Source organism: Streptomyces sp. NPDC040405, from assembly GCF_055595765.1.
On record NZ_JBVIVI010000014.1, the window covers coordinates 14,405 to 27,861 of the forward strand.

13 protein-coding genes and 1 pseudogene are annotated in these 13,457 nt (G+C 71.6%); 11 read left to right on the forward strand and 3 right to left on the reverse strand.

Annotation, left to right across the window (positions count from 1 at the left end):
- Nucleotides 1-23: 23 nt before the first annotated feature.
- From ACZ59A_RS37965 to ACZ59A_RS37975, 3 genes and pseudogenes are all read right to left on the reverse strand, one after another.
- Entirely contained in the window at nucleotides 24-596 is a 573-nt protein-coding gene (locus tag ACZ59A_RS37965; protein WP_470968548.1) for an XRE family transcriptional regulator, read from the reverse strand.
- 93 nt (nucleotides 597-689) lie between these two features.
- Nucleotides 690-944: pseudogene (locus ACZ59A_RS37970) on the reverse strand (helix-turn-helix transcriptional regulator); the annotation flags it as partial.
- Nucleotides 945-1,136: 192 nt separating this feature from the next.
- On the reverse strand, nucleotides 1,137-2,054 hold the full coding sequence (locus ACZ59A_RS37975) for a LysR family transcriptional regulator (RefSeq protein ID WP_470968551.1): 918 nt from the start codon (nucleotides 2,052-2,054) through the stop codon (nucleotides 1,137-1,139).
- 131 nt (nucleotides 2,055-2,185) lie between these two features.
- Here ACZ59A_RS37975 and ACZ59A_RS37980 point away from each other — a divergent pair, with 131 nt between their 5' ends.
- The 11 genes from ACZ59A_RS37980 (at nucleotide 2,186) to ACZ59A_RS38030 (ending at nucleotide 13,421) form a co-directional block, all read left to right on the forward strand.
- On the forward strand, nucleotides 2,186-3,304 hold the full coding sequence (locus ACZ59A_RS37980; RefSeq protein ID WP_470968553.1) for a PrpF domain-containing protein: 1,119 nt from the start codon (nucleotides 2,186-2,188) through the stop codon (nucleotides 3,302-3,304).
- Entirely contained in the window at nucleotides 3,301-4,710 is a 1,410-nt protein-coding gene (gene dctA, locus ACZ59A_RS37985; RefSeq protein WP_470968556.1) for a C4-dicarboxylate transporter DctA, read from the forward strand. Before ACZ59A_RS37980 ends, dctA begins: the two co-directional genes overlap by 4 nt.
- Nucleotides 4,711-4,822: 112 nt before the next feature.
- Nucleotides 4,823-5,800 carry a quinone oxidoreductase family protein gene (locus ACZ59A_RS37990; RefSeq protein ID WP_470968558.1) on the forward strand — a complete coding sequence of 326 codons (978 nt, stop codon included), beginning with the start codon at nucleotides 4,823-4,825 and terminating at the stop codon, nucleotides 5,798-5,800.
- Nucleotides 5,801-5,994: 194 nt separating this feature from the next.
- A complete protein-coding gene (locus ACZ59A_RS37995) occupies nucleotides 5,995-6,606 on the forward strand; it encodes an EamA family transporter (RefSeq protein WP_470968561.1) in 612 nt (203 codons plus the stop codon).
- Nucleotides 6,600-6,845, forward strand: coding sequence for a hypothetical protein (locus ACZ59A_RS38000; RefSeq protein WP_470968564.1), 246 nt, complete (start codon nucleotides 6,600-6,602; stop codon nucleotides 6,843-6,845). The genes ACZ59A_RS37995 and ACZ59A_RS38000 overlap by 7 nt, the downstream gene beginning before the upstream one ends.
- Nucleotides 6,846-6,975: 130 nt before the next feature.
- Nucleotides 6,976-7,761, forward strand: a complete 786-nt coding sequence (locus ACZ59A_RS38005; protein WP_470968566.1) for a LamB/YcsF family protein — start codon at nucleotides 6,976-6,978, stop codon at nucleotides 7,759-7,761.
- A gap of 19 nt (nucleotides 7,762-7,780) precedes the next feature.
- Nucleotides 7,781-8,515: a 5-oxoprolinase subunit B family protein gene (locus ACZ59A_RS38010; RefSeq protein ID WP_470968569.1), complete on the forward strand. Its 735-nt coding sequence runs from the start codon at nucleotides 7,781-7,783 to the stop codon at nucleotides 8,513-8,515.
- The gene (locus ACZ59A_RS38015; protein WP_470968572.1) at nucleotides 8,508-9,479 is read left to right on the forward strand and encodes a 5-oxoprolinase subunit C family protein; all 972 of its coding nucleotides are present in this window, start codon (nucleotides 8,508-8,510) and stop codon (nucleotides 9,477-9,479) included. Before ACZ59A_RS38010 ends, ACZ59A_RS38015 begins: the two co-directional genes overlap by 8 nt.
- Nucleotides 9,480-9,528: 49 nt before the next feature.
- Nucleotides 9,529-10,758 carry an aminotransferase class I/II-fold pyridoxal phosphate-dependent enzyme gene (locus ACZ59A_RS38020; RefSeq protein ID WP_470968575.1) on the forward strand — a complete coding sequence of 410 codons (1,230 nt, stop codon included), beginning with the start codon at nucleotides 9,529-9,531 and terminating at the stop codon, nucleotides 10,756-10,758.
- A gap of 191 nt (nucleotides 10,759-10,949) precedes the next feature.
- Complete coding sequence (locus ACZ59A_RS38025) at nucleotides 10,950-12,287, forward strand: MFS transporter (RefSeq protein ID WP_470968577.1); 1,338 nt, start codon at nucleotides 10,950-10,952, stop codon at nucleotides 12,285-12,287.
- 45 nt (nucleotides 12,288-12,332) lie between these two features.
- Nucleotides 12,333-13,421, forward strand: a complete 1,089-nt coding sequence (locus tag ACZ59A_RS38030; protein ID WP_470968580.1) for a M24 family metallopeptidase — start codon at nucleotides 12,333-12,335, stop codon at nucleotides 13,419-13,421.
- The last annotated feature ends 36 nt before the right edge of the window (nucleotides 13,422-13,457 follow it).

A 13,457-nucleotide genomic window follows, 5' to 3' on the forward strand; every position in this document is an offset into this window, starting at 1 on the left:
CGGTGTTCCGGTGGTGCGGAGATTCAGTACGTGGGCGGCGCGATCGCCCACAGCACCCGGGCCTCCTCCGTGCCCGTTACCTCGACGACCCGGTGGGGCTCGCTGCTGAGGTAGTGGATCGAGTCGAAGGCGGAGAGCCTGTGGGACTGCTCGCGGACCCACACCTCCACCTCGCCGGACAGCACTAGGAGCAGTTCTTCGGAGCTGCCGTGGGTGTAGGGCTCCACCCCGGTCGAGCCACCCGGCGAGAAGTGGCCGAGGAGCACTTCCAGATGGTCGAAGGCCCCCGGGGTGAGCTTGATCTTCGTGGCGCCCTCGCCGAAGGACATGCCATGGGTGTCGCGGAACCGCAGAACCGGGCTGGCCACGGATCCACCCTGGTCGAAGAGGTCGCCGACGCTGAGCTTGAGCACCTCGCACAGCCGCTGCAGGGTGCGCACACTCGCGTTGACCTGGTCGCGCTCGACCTGGGAGAGATGCCCCTCGGTGAGCCCGGTCCGGTCGGCCACGTCCTTGAGCGTTAACCGGAGGGCCCGCCTGCGGCGCCGCAGGCGGTTACCGACGCCGGCGGGGGAGTCCAGTTGCCTGTTCGTCATGGGCGGGAACGTAACAAGGCTGCGGCCTGACCACAAGAGGTATTGCTCTCATCTAAGTTTTCTTTGATGAGCGTGTTGGTCGAGGGAGTCCGCCTACGGCCTCGAGGCCGGTGCCGCGGCGCGGTGCTCGGTCGGAGTGATGCCGCGGAGCCGTTTGAAGACGACGCTCAGTGCGAAGGTGTTGGCGTAGCCGACCTTCCGGGCGATCGAGCCGACCGTGGCGTCCGTCTCGCGCAGCAGGTCGGCCGACAGGTCGACGCGCCAAGAGGCGAGGTAGGTCATCGGTGGTTCGCCGACCTGTGCGGTGAAGCGGCGGGCGAGCGCGGCGCGGGACACTCCCGATCCGGCGCGGGATGGACAGCAGCCTTTCCGACGGAGTGCGGCGCGCGCTCGGCCGACAGCCGCGGGACTTCACCGACTACGTCAAAGCGTCCGTCGGGGCGTGGCGTAAGCGCTGAGCCCCATCGTCGGTCCGGTAACGCCAACTTGGACGGGGCGTCGGGTGCGATGTCCCCGACCCGGCGCGGAGCAGTTGGCCCGTCAGGGCGGCGTCACGCGCAGGCTGGCCGCCGCGCTGTCGCGCAGGAAGCCCGCGAAGGCATGGGCGGCGGGGGTGAGGGCGTGGTCGGCCATGCGTACGAGGAGGATGCGGCGTACCGGGGCGGGGGGTCGCAGTGGCAGGACGCTGACGCCGCCGCGGATGCCTTCCAGTGCCAGGGTGGGGGCGAGGGCGACGCCGATACCGGCGGCGACCATGGCCTGGGCCTCCTGGTAGTCGTGGGCCTCGTAGGCGATCTGCGGCTCGAAACCGGCCGTGTGGCAACTGCGGGCGAGGGCCTCGGCCACCGGGTGGTGGTCGGCGCGGGTGATCCAGGGGTCGTTCGCGAAGTCGGCGAGGGCGGCCAAGGGGCGGTCGGCGAGGGGGTGGTCCTTGCTGACGAGGAGGGCCGGGGGGTCGTCGACGAGTGAGGTGACGACGATGTCCTCGCGGTCGATACGGTTCCAGTCGTAGTCCCACATCAGGGACATCTCGACCTCTCGGTTCTCCAGCATCGCCCACAGGCCCGCGATGCGCGCGCTGCGCACGTTCAGCCGTACGTCGGGGTGTGCTTCCCGGAAGGCGATGACGGCCCGGGGGAGGAGGGAGGCGCCGACGGTGGGGAAGGTGCCGATGCGGAGGGTGCCCGCGCGGAGGCCCGCGAAGTCGGCGAGCTCGTTCTCCGCGGCCGTCAGCTCCCGCTCGATCCGCTCCCCGCGCATCGCGAGCGCGCGTCCCGCGTCGGTGAGCGTGACGCCCCGGGCATGGCGCTCCAGCAGCGGTTGCCCGGCCTCCGCCTCCAGGCGGCTGACCTGCTGGGACACCGCGGACGGCGTGTAGTTGAGGGCCCGCGCGGTGGCGGTGACCGAGCCACGGCGGGCGACCTCGGTGAAGAGCAGAATGCGCCGCACGTCGAGCACCGCGCCACCTCCAGCATTAACCACAACTTAATACCCGTGCAGATTTCCGAGATTGTACTTCACGCTCTCTGCGCCCACCGTGGATCACACCCCGCACGGAAAAGCCGTCGGGTTTTCACGAGGAGTCTGTTGTGCTGCGTCTGCAGGGCGAGATGATCCGCGGAGGAACCAGCAAGTGCTGGATCTTCGACCACCACGAGGTGGCGGCGACCGGCGTGGACGCCGACACCCTGTTGCTCGCCGCCTACAACGCTGCCGACCCCCGCCAGATCGACGGTGTCGGCGGCGCCTCCTCCACCACCTCCAAAGCCGCGATCGTCCGGACGTCGGCCGAGCCGGGCGTCGATGTCGAGTACGCCTTCGCACAGGTCGGCATCGGTGACGAGCGCGTGGAGTGGGCCAGCAACTGCGGCAACTGCGCCACCGCCGTCGCCCTGTACGCCGTCCACAACCACCTGGTGCCGATCACCTCGGACGCCACCACGGTGCGGATGCTCAACGTCAACACCGGAGCCCGCCTCACCGGCACCATCCCCACCCCGGGCAACACCGCCCCCGACGAGGGCGCGGCGGCGGTGCCGGGCACCACCGCGCTCGGTGTGCCGGTGCTGCTCGGCTTCGAGGACCCCGCGGGTACGAGCACGGGCCGCGCTCTGCCGACCGGCCGCGCCCTGGGCACCCTGACCGGGCCGACGGGCCCGGTCGAGGTGTCCCTGGTCGACGCCGGAGCCCCGGCCGCGCTCTTCGAGGCCAAGGCATTCGGCCTCGACGGCACCGAATCCCTCACCGCGTTCGCCGCCGCGGTGCCCGCGCTCACCGCGCTGCGCCGCGAGGCCGCCCTGACCATGGGCCTGGCCGAGGAGGGCGACCCGGTCAGCCACGCCGTGCCGAAGGTCGGCGTCGTCGCCCGGTCCGCCGCGTACCGCACCACCCAGGGCACCTTCGTCGGTCAGGACGAGTACGACCTGGCCGTACGCATGGTCTCCATGCACGCACCCCACCCGGCGATCGGCCTCACCTCGGCCGTCGCGCTGGCCACCGCGGCCGCCATCCCCGGCACCCTCGCCCACCGCGTCGCCCGGCAGACCGCCGACGGCACGCTGCGCCTGGGCACCCCGGCAGGTGTCATCACCGCCCAAGCCGTCCCCGCGCCGGACGGCGCGTCCCCCACGGTGCTGCTGCACCGCGCCGCCCGACGCATCGCCCGAGCCGAACTTCTCGTTCCCGTCCTGGAAGGACGCCCCGCATGAGCCGCAACGATGCCGCCCCGGGTACCGTCACCGCTCCACCGCGCCGCATCCGCCGGCTGCTGTCCCTGCTCTACGTCCAATGCCTGATCGGCGTCCTCGCCGGGGCTGCCGTCGGCTGGCTGTGGCCCTCCTTCGGAGCCGATCTGAAGCCGCTCGGCGACGGCTTCATCGCGCTGGTGCGCATGATGATCGCGCCGATCATCTTCTGCACCGTCGTCCACGGCATCGCCTCCATGGGCAACGCGCGCGCCGTCGGCCGGGTCAGCCTCAAGGCGCTGCTCTACTTCGAGGTGCTGACCACCGTCGCCATGGTGATCGGCCTGGTCGTCGTCAACCTCGTCCAGCCCGGCAGCGGACTGCACGTCGACCCCTCCACCCTCTCCGCCGAGGGCCTGCCGCCGGAGGCGACCGCGACCCACGAGAGTTTCGCCGCCTTCGTCCTCGCCATGATCCCGGACACCCTGCTCAGCGCGCTGACCGGCCACGAGATCCTGCCGGTGCTGGTGATCTCGGTGCTGTTCGGCTTCGGCCTGCACGCGAGCGGCGAGGCGGGCCTCGGGATCGCCCAGGGCATCGAGAAGCTGTCCAAGGTGCTGTTCACGCTCATCCGCTGGATCATGCGGCTGGCCCCGGCCGGGGCCTTCGGTTCCATGGCCTTCACCATCGGCAACTACGGCCTGGGCACCCTGCGCCACCTCTTCCTGCTGGTCGGCTCCTTCTGGCTCACCGCGCTGTTCTTCGTCCTGGTGGTCCTGGGCACGGTCATGCGCGTCAACGGCCTGCGCCTGCTGCCCTTCCTCCGCTACATCAGGGAAGAGCTGCTGATCGTCCTGGGCACCTCGTCCACCGAGCCGGTGCTGCCGCGCATGATGGGCAAGCTCCAACACGTGGGCGCCTCCAAGCCGGTGGTCGGCATCACGCTGCCCGCCGGGTACTCCTTCAATCTCGACGGCACCGCCATCTACCTGACCATGGGCTCGGTCTTCCTCGCCCAGGCCCTCGGTATCGACCTCAGCCTCACCCAGCAGCTGTCCATGCTCGCCGTCATGCTGCTCACCTCCAAGGGCGCCGCCGGGGTCACCGGTTCCGGCTTCGTCGCCCTGGCCGCCACCCTCAGCGCCGTTCCGCACGTGCCCGTCGCCGCCCTGGCGCTCATCTTCGGCATCGACCGCTTCATGTCCGAGGCCCGCGCCCTGACCAGCCTGGTCGGCAACGGCGTCGCCACCCTGGCGGTGGCCAAATGGGAGGGGCAGCTCGACGAGGAGCGTGCCAGGGCCGTCCTGCGTGGCGAGATTCCGTACGCCTCCGAACCCGAGGGCGAGCCCGCCCCCGGCGAGAGGCCCGTGGGCGACGGCCCGAAGGCGGCGGCCGGAACGGACCGCGACCCCGTGGCGGCCGCCGGCTGACGCACCTTCCGGTGCCGCCGACCCTCCTCACCTTGCCCGGTGTTCGATGAATATCTTACAGTTCCAGTGTTCGCTTTCCATTGAACACTGACCGGAAAGGTGTGTGTTCCGTATGCGTACGGTCGCGTTCCAGGAGTACGGCGGCCCCGAGGTGCTGAAGGTCGTGGAGGCCGAACCTCCCGAGCCGGGGCCGGGCCAGGTGACCATCGACGTCGCCTACGCGGGCGTGAACTTCGCGGACCTCAAGGCGCGGGCCGAGGGGTACCGGGTGGCGTCGCTGCCCTACGTCCCCGGCCTGGAGGTCTCCGGGCGCGTCCGGGCCGTCGGACCCGGTGTCGACGGGCTGCGCCCGGGGCAGGACGTCGCCGCGCTCGTCGGCGGCGGCGCGTACGCGGAGGTGGTGGCCGCCGAGGCCGCCACCGTCTTTCCGCTCCCCGAGGGCCTGGACCTGCGGACCGCGGCCACGCTCCCCACCGTGCTGCCCACCGCGCACGCGCTGCTCCACGAGGTGGGGCGGCTGCGCGCCGGGGAGAGCGTGCTGGTGCACGGCGCCGCCGGAGGCATCGGCACGGTGGCCGGACAGCTGGCCCGGGCGGCGGGTGCCGGTGCCGTGTACGGCGTGGTCTCCTCCACGGCCAAGGCCCGGCACGCTCTGGAGCACGGCTACGACGAGGTGTTCACCACGGACACCTTCCCCGACGACGTCCACCGCGCCACCGACGGCAGGGGCGTCGACCTGGTCCTCGACCCGGTCGGCGGTGACACCCTGCGTCGCGGCCTCGACGCGCTGGCCGTCTTCGGACGGCTGGTGTCCTTCGGCAACGCGAGCGGGGCCGAGCCGTGGCACGCGGGGCAGGCGGACCTGGCCGCGCGGGGCCGTTCGGTCGCGGGCTTCTCCATCCTGGCCCTCGCACAGACGGCGCCCGAGGCGCTGCGCGCACTGACCGAACGCGCCCTCCGTAGGGCCACCGACGGCACCGTGACCCTGCCGGTCACCGCGGAGTTCCCGCTGCCGGAGGCGGCCGGGGCCCACCGGCTGATGGGCGGGCGCACCTCCACAGGCAAGTTGCTGCTGCGGATGGCCGGTTGAACGCGACGGCGACCGACGTGCGCAAGACGACCGACGTGCGCAAGGCGAGAGAAGTGTGGGCCGAGAATGACTGACGGCAGCGTGACCCGGGGCTTCACCAGGGTCGCGGGGAACATACCCGCTCCCGCGCTCGTGCTGGGCGGTGTGTGCGGCATCCAGTTCGCGCGGCCTTCTCACCCCGGATATACCCGCAAGTGGGCGCGCCGGGCGTGGTGTTCCTCCGGCTGCTGATCGCGGGTGTGCTCCTGTGCCTGGTGTGGCGCCCACGGCGGCAGGCGCTGAACTCGGTGAAGGGCGAGTGGGGGACGGTGATCGCCGCCGGGGCCCTGTTGGCGGGGCATCACCTCGCGTTCTACGAGGCGGTGAACCACATCCCGCTGGGAGCCGTGGCCACGATCGAATTCCTCGGCCCCTTCGCCATCGCCCTGGCCGGATCGCGACGAGCGGCCGACCTCCTGCCCGCATGCCTGGCGGCCACCGGTGTCCTCCTGCTCGGCGGGGGCGGCGTCCCCCTCGACCCGGGTGGCCTGGCCCTGGCCGCGGTGGCGGCGGGCTGTTGGGGCGGCTACATCCTGGTCTCCTCCCACATGGCGCGACGCCTCAGCGGCGGCCAGGGCCTGGCGCTGGCGGTGCTGTGGGCGGCGCTGCTGAGCACCCCGTACGGCGTCGCCCGCGCCGGGAGCGCCGTCCTGGACCCCCATGTGCTGTGGGTGGCGGCCGTGGTGGCGGTGGCATCCAGCGTGCTGCCGTACTCGTCAACCTGGAGGCGCTGCGCCGGATCCCGCCGCGTGTGTTCGGTGTGCTGACGAGCCTGGAGCCCGCCGCCGGTGCCCTGTTCGGACTCCTCATCCTCGACCAGCGGCTCGCCTGGCCGCAGTGGCTCGGCATCGCCGCGGTCGCCGGTGCCTCCGTCATCGCCACGGTCCTGGGAGCCGGGGGACGGCGGAACTCCCGAGTGAGCGCCAAGGGCACCGCGCCGGATGCCGGGCAGCCGGATGCCATCCGGAGCCATCAGGATCCGTACTACAGCCATGGGCCTTTGTGATGTGCCCTTCTTTCCCGGGTCGCGCCGGACCTAGTGTCCAGCGGAACACGGTCCCTTGCCGGACCGGTTCGTGTGAGCGTCCGACACCGTTCGGACGTCGTCCCGACCCCTGCGGGAAAGGAGCCTCGCTGTGGCTGTCGTCGATCTGGTGGCCGACCTCGGAGAGAGTTTCGGGTCCTACACCATGGGCAATGACGCCGAGCTGCTGAATCTGCTCACCTCGGCGAACGTCGCGTGCGGATTCCACGCGGGAGACCCGCGGGTGATGGACACGACGGTGCGCGCCTGCGTGGAGCGTGGCGTCGGCGTCGGCGCGCATCCGAGCTTTCCCGATCTGGTGGGCTTCGGCCGCCGGGCGATGGACCTGACGCCGGACGAGGTGCGCACCGACGTCCTGTACCAGATCGGGGCGCTGTCCGCGTTCACCCGCGCACACGGCACCCGCGTCAATCACCTGGCACCGCATGGCCGCCTCGGCAACCTCGTGGTCGTCCGGCGTGACTACGCCGAGGCGGTGGCGGACGCGGTGGAGGCGTTCGACCCGTCCCTCGTGATCCTGATGCAGGAGGGCGAGATGGCGGCCGTCGCGCGCGAGCGGGGTCTTCGGATGGCCATGGTGGGCATCGCGGACCGGGCGTACGAGGACGACGGCACCCTGGTGTCCCGGTCCGAGCCCGGCGCCGTGCTGCACGACCCGGACGAGGTCACCCGCCGGACCATCCGGATGGTGACCGAGGGGGTGATCACCAGTCGGCACGGCACGGACCTGCCGGTCCGCACGGACTGCGTCCAGCTGCACGGCGACGGCCCCGCGGCGCTGGAGCTCGCGCGGCGCATCCGAGGCGAACTGCTGGATGCCGGAGTCGCACTGGCGCCGCTGGACGAGGTGCTGGATGCCCGCGCTCAGGCAGCATGACCGAAGGGGCGGGACGGTCATGCGGACGACGGCCAAGATCGACATATCGCCGTGCGGCGACGCCGCGCTGCGGGTCACCGTCGACGGCGAGGACACCGACCAGTTGTGGGCGACCGTGCACCGGCTCGCGGGGTGGCTGAACCGTGGCGAGATCCACCCCACGGTGTCCGCCGTGCCGACGTACGACGCGGTGCTCGTGGAGTTCGACCCGTACCACACCACGGGCGACGCGATCATGTCGTACATCCGCTCCTGGGACGCCGCCCCCGGCGTGGGGAGCGCGGTCCCGCCGTCCGGGGTCATCGACGTGCCGGTGCTGTTCGGCGGCGACGCGGGCCCCGACCTGGAATGGGTCGCCGGGGTGGTCGGCGCGTCGGTCGCGGAGGTCATCCGGCTCGTCTGCGCGAAGGAGCACCTCATCCGCTGTCTGGGCGGGCCCGCCGCGTCGGCCATGACGGACGGGCCGGAATTCGGGGTCCCGATTCCCCGGCTCGCCACGCCCCGGCTGCGGGTGCCGCCGGGTGCGATCTCCGTCGCTGGACGTCAGGCGGTGATCGGGCCCGTCGCCGCGCCGAGCGGCTGGCGGCAGATCGGCCGTACGCCGCTGACCATCCTGCGGACGGACAGGACCGATGAGACCGCGGGGGCCGTCGTGCCCTACCGGCCCGGGGACCGGGTCCGCTTCTTCCCGGTCGACGAGGGCACGTACGCCGCCCTGCTCGGCGTCCCGATGCGGTACCGGAACCATGACTGACCGCCCCGGGCTGTACGTGGAGGCCGCGACAGCGTGTGTGGTCACCGACCTCGGCCGCACCTCCGGGCCCGCGCGCGGGCTCGCGGTCAACGGCGCGCTCGACCAGTTCGCCGCGCGCGCCGCGAACGCCCTGGTCGGCAACGCGCCGGCCGCACCGCTCATCGAGGCCACCGGTTTCGGTGTCACGCTCCGGCCCAGCCACGACATCCTCATGGCCGTCACCGGCGCGCCCGCAGAACCGGCCGTCGAGGGCCTGCCGCACCCCGCGTGGTCACCGCTGTCGGTGCGGGCGGGGGAGACGGTGCGGGTGGGCATCTCCGACGCGGGACTGCGCGCGTACGTCGCCGTGCACGGATCGTTCGACGTGCCGCTGCTGATGGGGAGCTGCGCCCCGGACTCGATGATCGAGTTCGGCACCCCGGTGACGGCCGGGATGTCCCTGACCTTGCACCGCTCCCATCCACCGCTGGTCAACCGGTGTTTCGGGGCCACGGTCTTCGACTTCGGCATCCCCCGCGACATCGGCCGGGTGCCCGCGGTGCTGGAGGTGATCGAGGGACCCGACGCCGCCGAGTTCGGCGCCGGGCTCCAGCGGCTGTTCGACTCCCCGTACACGGTCACCCCACGGATCAACCATGTCGGCCTCCGCGTGGCCGGGCATGTGCCGCAGCGCACCGTCACCGGGGAGGTGCTGTCGCGGGGCGTGCCGGTCGGGGCGGTCGAGGCCCCCGCGGGCGATGAGCTGCTCGTCCTGATGCGCGGCCGCGGGATCACCGCGGGCTACCCGGTGCTCGCGGTGCTCACCTCGCGCGCCCTGGATGTCGCGGCGCAGCTCAGGCCCGGACAGGAGATCCGTTTCCGCCGGACCAGCGCCACCGCCGCCACCGCCGCCTACCTGGAGCGGCGGCGGCTCCTGGACCGGGTCGCGCACCGCGCGCGCACCGCCTTCGCCGCACTCACCTGACAACACCCCATCTCCTGGCACCACCGATCTCCATCGAAGGAGGAAAGGGATGACCTTTCCCGAGGTACTGCGAACCCCCGCACTCGCCGAGCGGATGTCGCGCGTCAAGGAATCGCCCAGTTCCCGCGTCGCGGACCGGGTGCGCGCATTTCAGGCGGCGGGCCGCAAGGTTCTTCCGCTGACGATCGGCGAGCCCGATTTCGATACGCCGGACCATGTGAAGGACGCGGCGATCGCGGCAATTCGCGACGGCGAGACGAAATACACCTCGGCGAACGGCACGCCCGCTCTCCAGAAATCGATCATTTCCCGGCTGCGGCGCAAGACCGGACAGTCCTACGGCACCGGCGAGATCTGCCTGGGCGGCGGCGCCAAGCAACTCATCTTCCTGGCGTTCGTGGCCACGCTCGACGAGGGCGACGAGGTGATCGTCCCGGCACCGTACTGGGTTTCCTACCCGGACATGGTCAAGGTCAACGGCGGGTGTCCCGTGGTCGTCGGCACCACGGCGGCGGACGGGTACAAGCTCACCCCGGGCGGGCTGCGCGCGGCCCTCACCGACCGGACGAAATGGGTCGTGCTCAATACGCCCAACAACCCCACCGGCGCGGTCTACAGCGAGGAAGAACTGCGGCAGATCGCCGACGTCCTGCGCGCCCACCCGCACGTCTCGCTGCTGTGCGACGAAATCTACGACGAGATCAACTTCGGCACGGACCCCGTCCCCAGCGCCGTGACCGTCGCCCCCGACCTGCGGGACCGCATCTTCCTGGTCAACGGCGTGTCCAAGGCGTACGCCATGACCGGCTGGCGGATCGGCTACGCCGCCGGGGCCGCGCCGCTGTGCGCGGCGATCGGGACGCTCCAGTCGCAGAGTTCGTCGTGCCCGTCGTCCGTGAGCCAAGCGGCCGCGGCCGCGGCGCTCGACGGCGGCCGGGAGTTCATCGACCGTACGGTACGGATCTACCGCGAGCGCCGGGACCTGCTCGTGTCCGGGCTCGACGCGATCGAGGGGCTGCGCCCGTCGGTCCCCCGGGGCGGCTTCTACGTATGGACCGACGCGTCCGCGCTGACGGGCGCCGTGACCCCCTCGGGGACGACGCTCACCTCCGACGCCGACCTCGCCGAGCACATTCTGGATACCTCCGGCGTCGTGGTGATCACGGGTGACGCCTATGGCTGCCCCGGCCATTTCCGGGCCAGCTTCGCATTGGACATCGACACCATTCGAGAGGCGGTCTCCGGACTCGCGCATTCGGTATCCCTCCTGCGCGGTTGAAGATGTCGCGCAGTTGAAGAAACCGCCTCGGCCCATTCCTGTGGTGCCCCAACAGTCATAAGTCCCCCTTATGACGCAACAGGAAAGAGAGCTGGCTTGCGCCGCCGTGTATATTTCCCGCCACTGACGAGGAAACAATGACGGCCAGCCTTCCGGTGACGATGACGTCACCCTTGAGAAAGGTAGTCCTCGTGAACAGCAAGGTCTCCGAAGCCCCGCCGGCCGTACCCATGTCCCCGGCGCCGAAGAGGGAAACGACGAAAGCAACGAGAGCATCGATCTTCGGTGGTCTCATCGGCGTCTTCATCGAGCTCTACGACAACGCCGTCTACGGCTTCGTGGCCGGGACGCTCGCCGTCGTGTTCTTCCCCAGCGATGCCCCCGCCACGAGCGTCCTCCTGACGTTCCTGGCCTTCGCCATCCCGTTCTTCTTCCGCCCGCTGGGCGCCGCGGTCGCCGGGTCGTGGGGCGACCGGATCGGCCGCAAACGAGTCCTGCTGGTGCTCATCGTCCTGATGAGCCTGTCCACCGGCCTGGTCGGCGTGCTGCCCAGCTACGCCGTGGCGGGCGCCTGGGCGCCGATCACCCTGGTGCTGCTGCGCTTCGTGCAGGGGTTCGCGATGGGCGGCGAGGTCGGCAACGGCAACTCCTTCCTCGCCGAACACGCCGGAGAAGGGCGCCGGGGACAGGTGGTCAGCTACGCCAACGCCGCCACGTTCGTCGCGATGCTGCTCGGCACCATGTTCACCGCCCTGCTGACCGCGGTACTCAGCACCTCGTCCATGGAGGCGTGGGGCTGGCGGCTGCCGTTCCTCCTCGCCCTGCCCCTCGGGCTGGTGGGCCTGATCGTGCGACGACTGGCCGACGAATCGCCCGAGTTCGCCGAGGCCGAGGAGGAGGGCCGGGTGACCCGCAGCCCGCTCCGCGAGGCATTCTCCTCCCGCGAGAACATCCGCGCGATGGCGATGACGGTCGTGCTGCCGCTGTTCAACAGCTCCGGCTACTTCATCCTGTTCATCTACATGCCCTCGTTCATGAAGAACGACATGCACTTCTCGGCCCTGCAGGGCCTGCTCGTCACGGGCATCATGCTGGCCGTCGGCACGTTCGCCGTGCTCTACGCCGGACGGCTCTCCGACCGGGTGGGCCGCAAGAGGATGCTCTCCGTCTCGGCGTTCGGCATGGTCGTCATCGGCTTCCCGTGCTACTGGCTGCTGACGCAGGGCTCCTTCGCCGTGGCGACGGTCGGCGCGGTCCTCATGGCCCTGTGTTTCGCCGGAACCAACGGCGTGATGCAGGTGACGCTCGCCGAGCTGTTCCCCACCCGCATCCGCACCGTGGCGTACGGCTTCGGCTACAACATCGGCACCGCGATCTTCGGTGGCGCCGCCCCGCTGCTCGTCTCCGCGCTCATCGTCGCCACCGGCAGCACCTGGATCCCGGCCATCTACCTCGTCCTCACCTCCGCCGCCGCCGGGTTCGCCGCGCTGCGCATCCGCGAGACGGCCTTCGAACCGCTCAAGCGCTGACCCGCCCCCGCACAACCCCCGCACATCCGAAAGGACGGTGGTCCCGTGGCGACAGCGGCCACGAGCCAGGCCGGAGCAGGACTGGACCGGCTCCGCGAACAGATGGACAAGGCGGGCCTCACGGCCCTGCTGCTGACCTCGCCCGCAGGACGCCGGTACGCCCTCGGGTCGGCTCCCGGCCTCGCCGACGGGGCCGCCGTCCTGGTCACCGCCGACGGCACGGTGGCGAGCGCGGCGGACGGCGACCTCACCACCGCCATCGCGGCCGCGCTCCACGCCGGTGGCGTGACGGACGGCGTGGCGGACGGCGCCGTCGGTGTCGACGCCGCTCCGCCATGGCAGGTGGCCGAGCAGGCAGGCCCCGCGGGGATACGGCTGCGCCCCGCCGCCGACCTGCTCTTCGCCGAGCTGGCGAGCCACGAGCCCGACGAGCTACCGGCGGTCACCGCGGCCGCCGAACTCGCCGCCGTCGGCTACACGGCGGTCATGGACCACCTGTGCGTCGGCATGGACGTACGGGAGCTGTCGGGCAACGTCGACCGCTCGATCCGCCGGGCCGGTGGCCTGCTGGGCTGGTACGACCCGTACGGCACGGACAGCACCGATGGCCTCCACAGCGGCGACGGCACGGCCGACCGGGCCGCCGGATCGGATCTGGTGACCGTCCGCGGCCACGACCCCGGCACCGCCCGGCTGATCGCGGGGACACCGGTCCGCTACGTCCTGCACCCCCTCCTGGCGGGCGTCGCCGGATACGCCGCCGCCAGCGCCGTACTCGGCAAGCCCGACGGCCCACTGCGCGCCGCCGGGGACGCCTGCGCCGCCGCGACGGCCGCGCTGCTGGCCGCCCTGCGGCCGGGCGATCCGCTCCGCGAGGGCTACGAGGCGTTCGACCGCGAGGCCGCTGGGCACACCGCGGCATGCCGGATCGTCACGCTGCGCGGCGCCGCGGCGGCGCCACCGCTGCCCCGCGACAGCGCGGTGGCCGCCCAGCCCGGCATGGTGCTCGGCGTACGGACGAAGGTCGCGGCGCCGGGCGGTGGCGCGGTCGAGCTGGCGGAGACCGTCGTGGTGACCGCCGCGGGCGCCGACCCCCAGGCGCGGACCCCGCTGCGGCTGGTCGAACTGCACTGACCGACCGACCCGCCACCACCGAACGAGGAGAACCGC